At 35.0% G+C, this 5,860-nt stretch carries 3 protein-coding genes; all 3 read left to right on the top strand.

Annotated elements, in window-relative coordinates; translation table 11 throughout:
* Positions 1-2,306: UPF0182 family protein (locus FWJ34_RS17505; RefSeq protein ID WP_308256628.1), on the top strand; the 2,306-nt coding region annotated here is incomplete at its 5' end.
* Positions 2,307-2,716: 410 nt separating this feature from the next.
* Positions 2,717-4,036, top strand: coding sequence for a 30S ribosomal protein S12 methylthiotransferase RimO (gene rimO / locus FWJ34_RS17500; RefSeq protein WP_308256627.1), 1,320 nt, complete (start codon positions 2,717-2,719; stop codon positions 4,034-4,036).
* Positions 4,037-4,479: 443 nt separating this feature from the next.
* Positions 4,480-5,860: DEAD/DEAH box helicase (locus FWJ34_RS17495; protein WP_308256626.1), on the top strand; the 1,381-nt coding region annotated here is incomplete at its 3' end.

The following is a 5,860-nucleotide window of genomic DNA, read 5'->3' as shown; positions in this document are numbered from 1 at the left end:
ATATTAATAGTATTCCCTTTAATGATCAAGAACCTATTTTTCATCAAGATTTAAGTTTCTATATTTTCAAAATTCCTTTTCTACAAATAATTAGCTCATTATTACAAGGTTTATTTATTTATTCCATCGTAGCTGTTACTTTAACTTATTTATTATCAAATAACAGTCTTTCTGATGGAAAATTTAAGGGCTTTTCTCGTTATCAGTTAAGACATTTATACGGTTTAGCAGGATTATTAATCATAATTTTAGCAATGATTCACTGGTTAAATCGTTATCTGCTTTTATTATCTCCCGAAGGTGTTGTTTATGGTGCTGGTTATACCGATATTACGATCAATATACCGAGAGAAACTATTGCTAGTATTTATACTTTACTAATGGGAATTTGGTTATTTTATAAAGCTTTTACAGGCTCAAGTACAAAAAATGTTTATAGTTTAAAACATAAAAATAAAACTATTATTTCTATTTCTACTCTACCTTTTTTCTTATATTTTGCTTTATATTCCCTAGGGCTTTTATTGGCTGTTTTAGTGCAAAATACCATTGTACAACCCAATGAATTAGCCTTAGAAAAACCTTATATTATTCACAATATTGACAAAACAAGGGCAGCTTTTAATTTAGATAAAATTGAAGTAAAAACTTTTAACCCAGAAGGTAATTTAACTCTGAAGGATATTGAAAAAAATTATCTCACCATTAATAATATTCGTCTTTGGGATACTCTTCCTATTTTACAAGCAAATCGTCAATTACAACAAATTCGTCCTTACTATGTCTTCTATGATGGTGATATTGATCGCTATAATATTGAAGTTAAGATTAATTCAGAAAAAAATCAAGCTATCAATAAACAGGTAATTATTGCCGGAAGAGAATTAGACTCTCAATTATTACCTTCTCAGGCACAAACTTGGGTAAATCAACACCTAGTTTATACCCATGGTTACGGTTTTACTATGTCTCCAGTTAACCGTGTGGCAGATGGAGGCTTACCCTACTATTTTATCAAAGATATTGGCACAGTCAAAGATCCAGGAGAGTTAAATACTTCTTCTGAAGGAGTAAGAAATAGTATCCCTATTTATCGCCCTCGCATTTATTTTGGACAGACGACCAACAACTATATAATGACTAATACCAAAGTGCCAGAATTTGATTTCCCTAGTGGAGAAGAAAATGTTTATCACAACTACGATGGCAAAGGTGGTATTTATCTTAATTCTTTTGGACGCAAATTTTTATTCTCGGTTTATTTACAAGACTGGCGAATGTTATTAACTAATAACTTTACCCCTGAAACCCGTGTTTTATTTCGCCGTAACCTTAGAGAAAGATTAAAAGCCATTGCACCTTTTTTATATTATGATCGAGATGCTTATTTAGTCGCCGCCAAAGGCAATAATGAAGAATCTAATCATTTATATTGGTTAATAGACGGTTATACCATATCCAATCATTATCCTTACTCTGATGCCGGCGAAAATAATTTTAACTATATCCGCAATTGTGTCAAAGTCTTAATTAACGCTGAAAATGGTGATGTTACTTTTTATATCAGCGATAAAGATGATCCTATTATAAAAGTATGGACAAAAATCTTTCCCAATTTATTTCAACCATTAAACACCATGCCAACGGATATTAAACAACATATTCGTTACCCCATTGACTTTTTTAACACCCAATCTGAAAGACTTTTAACTTATCATGTCACTGATCCTCAAGTATTATATAACAGAGAAGATCAATGGCAAGTACCTGAAGAAATTTACGGAAATGAAGTACTTTCTATGCAACCTTATTATTTAATCATGAAGTTGCCTATTGCTGATCAAGAAGAATTTATTTTATTACATCCTTATACTCCCATTTCTCGCCCTAATTTAATCGCATGGTTAGCCGCTCGATCTGATGACGAAAATTATGGTAAGTTATTACTTTATCAGTTTCCTAAACAACGATTAGTTTATGGTCCTGATCAAATAGAAGCCTTAATTAATCAAGATCCTATCATCTCCGGTCAAATTTCATTATGGAATCGACAAGGTTCAAAAGCCATACAAGGACATTTATTAGTTATTCCCATTGAAGAATCTCTATTATATGTAGAGCCAGTATATCTTGAAGCAGACAAAAATAGTGTACCTACTTTAGCAAGGGTAATTGTTGTTTATGAGAATAAAATTATTATGGCAGAAACATTAAGAAAAGCCTTAGATGAGATTTTCAGTAATGCCAAAGTAAATGATTCTTCTATTATTCGTTTTCTGCAAAATTCATCTGTAGTCAGGCAATAGGCAACTTGACACTCCCGAAAAGCTGAAGCCACGAGGATTCTTGTTTCTTAGATTCTTACCTTAATGGCAGAACATCTCCACAAGCATTTATAAATTAGGGTTTGCTTAAAAAGTCTATCGATTAGGGAGACTCTTATGACTCTTAAGACTAGGAGAAATAATCAAAAATTAAGGTTTTGATGTTGTTAACATACCTTTTTAAGGTAAAACAATTATTTATGTTGCTCATAATAATTTAAAAGCACGATTAAAAATATCTTAGTTGCGATCGCATCTAATGCAATATCACAGAAGGAGCTTTTAACTGTTAACTTGATTTGTGCAATAAGTAGCGAAATCTGTTATAATAAATATACTACTCTAAAAGAATATAAAATAATAGTTGTAAGAAAGTTATATCATCGTTAAATATGGGCAATAAGCCAACCATCGCCGTTTCTCATTTAGGATGCGAAAAAAATCGTATTGATTCTGAGCATATGCTCGGTTTACTAGCTCACTCAGGCTATCCCATCGATAATACTGAGGAATTAGCTGATTATGTTATTGTCAATACTTGTAGTTTTATTGATTCTGCCCGTCAAGAATCCGTTAGAACATTAGTGGAATTAGCAGAAAACCAGAAAAAAATTATTATCTCTGGTTGTATGGCACAGCATTTTCAAGAAGAATTATTAGCAGAATTACCCGAAGCAGTGGCGATCGTGGGTACAGGTGACTACCAAAATATTGTCGAAGTTATTAAACGAGTAGAAGCAGGAGAAAGAGTAAAGGCGGTTTCCGCCCAACCAACTTTTATCGCTGATGAAAATATCCCTCGTTATCGCACCACTAGCGAAGGTGTCGCTTATTTAAGGGTAGCAGAAGGTTGTGACTACCGTTGTGCTTTTTGCATTATTCCTCATTTACGAGGTAATCAAAGATCTCGTACCATTGAATCTATTGTCATTGAAGCACAACAATTAGCAGATCAAGGAGTAAAAGAGTTAATCTTAATCTCTCAAATCACGACTAATTATGGTGTTGATTTATATGGTGAACCAAAATTAGCCGAATTATTACGAGAGTTAGGTAAAGTTGATATTCCTTGGATTAGAATACATTATGCTTATCCCACCGGGTTAACGGATAAAGTAATTGAAGCCATGAGGGAAACACCAAATATCCTGCCTTATTTAGATTTACCCTTACAACATTCCCATCCTGACATTTTAAAGAGTATGAACCGCCCTTGGCAGGGAAAGGTGAACGATGAAATCATCCATCGCATTAAACTAGCTTTACCTAATGCAGTTATGCGCACAACTTTTATTGTGGGATTTCCAGGAGAAACGCAACAAAACTTCGATCATTTGTTACAATTTGTTAAAAGACATCAATTTGATCATGTGGGTGTGTTTACATTTTCTCCCGAAGAAGGAACCAAGGCTTATGATTTAAGCGATCAAGTTCCCGAAGAGATAAAACAAGCTCGTCGAAATCAGTTAATGGAAGTACAACAACCTATCGCTGCCGCTAAAAATAGAGGAGAAGTTGGTAAGATTGTACCAGTTTTAATTGAGCAAGAAAATCCCATGACAGGAGAATTGATTGGTCGTTCACCTCGTTTTGCACCTGAAGTAGATGGTTTAGTCTATGTTCAAGGCATAGCAGATCTAGGTTCGATAACATCAGTCAGGATTACCCATTCCGATGTCTATGATCTCTATGGTGAAATTGAGATAAATTAGTAAACTCTATCACTAAGTAATTTAGTTGTTACTCTATCAAAACTAATTTTAAATTAGAGAGTATATTTTAATGAAAATCCCTAAAAAACTTCCCTTGTGGAATGCACATCTGTAAAATGGGCATCTTGCCCGTTATAGACTAAGCATTAATTACAAGCTAGAAGCCTGTTGTACAATTAGTTATTTAGAATATTTATAATTTTCATTAAAGTTGAACAATACTTAACCCGTTTACTCATGTCTATCTCAAAGGAAGAGTATCCTTAGAAGTATGAACCAAAAAAGTAAGGACTAATGCCATAATTCATTAATTATGAAATTTTTTAGTCAGGTGTATATCATTAATATCAAATCCTTACCGTTACCCGTTTTGCTTCTCGTGATTGTTTTCCCCTTCATCTGTCGAGACACTTTAAGTTAACAATTCATATTTAATCATACAGATGACAACTTCTTTCGCAAGTTTAGGACTTTCAGAATCTCTCGTTACTCAAGTAGAAAATTTAGGTTTCTCTACTCCCACAAAGATTCAAACTTTAGCTATCCCTGAATTAATTTTAGGTCGTGATGTAGTGGGACAATCACAAACTGGTACTGGTAAAACCGCCGCTTATTCTTTACCTATTTTAGATCGAATCGATCGCGGTTCCAAAGATGTTCAAGCCTTAATTTTAGCTCCCACAAGAGAGTTAGCTCAACAGGTAGCAGAATCTTTGAAGGATTTGATTGGTAAAGAACGTATCCATGTTTTAACCGTATATGGTGGACAATCTATGGAGCGCCAAATTCGCTTTTTAGAAAAAGGTGCTCAAATCGTCGTGGGTACTCCCGGTCGTATTATCGATTTATTGCATCGCAAACATTTAAAGTTAGATACTTTAAAATATGTGGTACTTGATGAAGCTGACGAAATGTTAAGCATGGGCTTCATTGATGATGTTAAGGAAATTTTATCTACTACTCCTGCTAATCGTCAAACCACTTGTTTCTCGGCTACTATGCCTCGTGAAATCAAGCAGTTAGTCAATGAGTTTATGCGCGATCCTGTTAGTATCACTGGTGAAAAACCCCAAGATACTCCTTCTCGCATTGATCAGGTAGTTTATATGGTGCCTCGTGGTTGGTCAAAAGTCAAAGCGATTCAACCTATTTTAGAAATTGAAGATCCCCAAACAGCAATTATTTTTGTACGCACAAAACGTACTGCTTCTGAGGTAACGGCAAAGTTACAAGAAGCAGGTCAAAGTGTGGACGAATATCATGGTGACTTAAGCCAACAGCAACGGGAGCGTTTAATTCAGCGTTGGCGTGAAGGTAAGGTTAAAGTCGTAGTCGCTACTGACATCGCCGCTCGTGGTTTGGATGTTTCTGATTTAACTCATGTTTTTAATTTTGATTTACCTGATAACAGTGAGACTTATATTCACCGTATCGGGCGCACTGGAAGGGCAGGAAAAGAGGGTAAAGCTATTGCTTTAGTTGAACCTAGCGATCGCCGTTTATTACGTCAAATTGAGCGTCGTGTCAATCAAACTATTCGAGTTGAGCAAATTCCTAATCGCTCTACCGTTGAAGCTAAAAGGATGCAGAAACTCACAGAACAAATTAAGGAATCTCTTGCCGGAGAAAGATTAGCTTCTTTCTTACCCTTAATCAAAGAGTTACACGGTGAATACGAACCTAGTGCCATCGCTGCGGCCACTTTACAAATTTTATATGATGCCAATTGCCCTGCATGGTTACAACAGGATTGGGAAGTACCACCTCCATCTACTCCTAAACCGAATATCGGTGGCAAAGGTAGCCTTACTGGACGGAAATACG

This window comes from Geminocystis sp. GBBB08 (assembly GCF_016743215.1).
GTDB lineage: Bacteria > Cyanobacteriota > Cyanobacteriia > Cyanobacteriales > Cyanobacteriaceae > Geminocystis.
Note: the sequence above shows the minus strand (reverse complement) of the source record. Positions and strands in the feature narration are given on the sequence as shown.

Coding starts and splice junctions, on each gene's coding strand:
- rimO (WP_308256627.1), top strand. CDS start 2,717: ATGGGCAATAAGCCAACCATCGCCGTTTCTCATTTAGGATGCGAAAAA.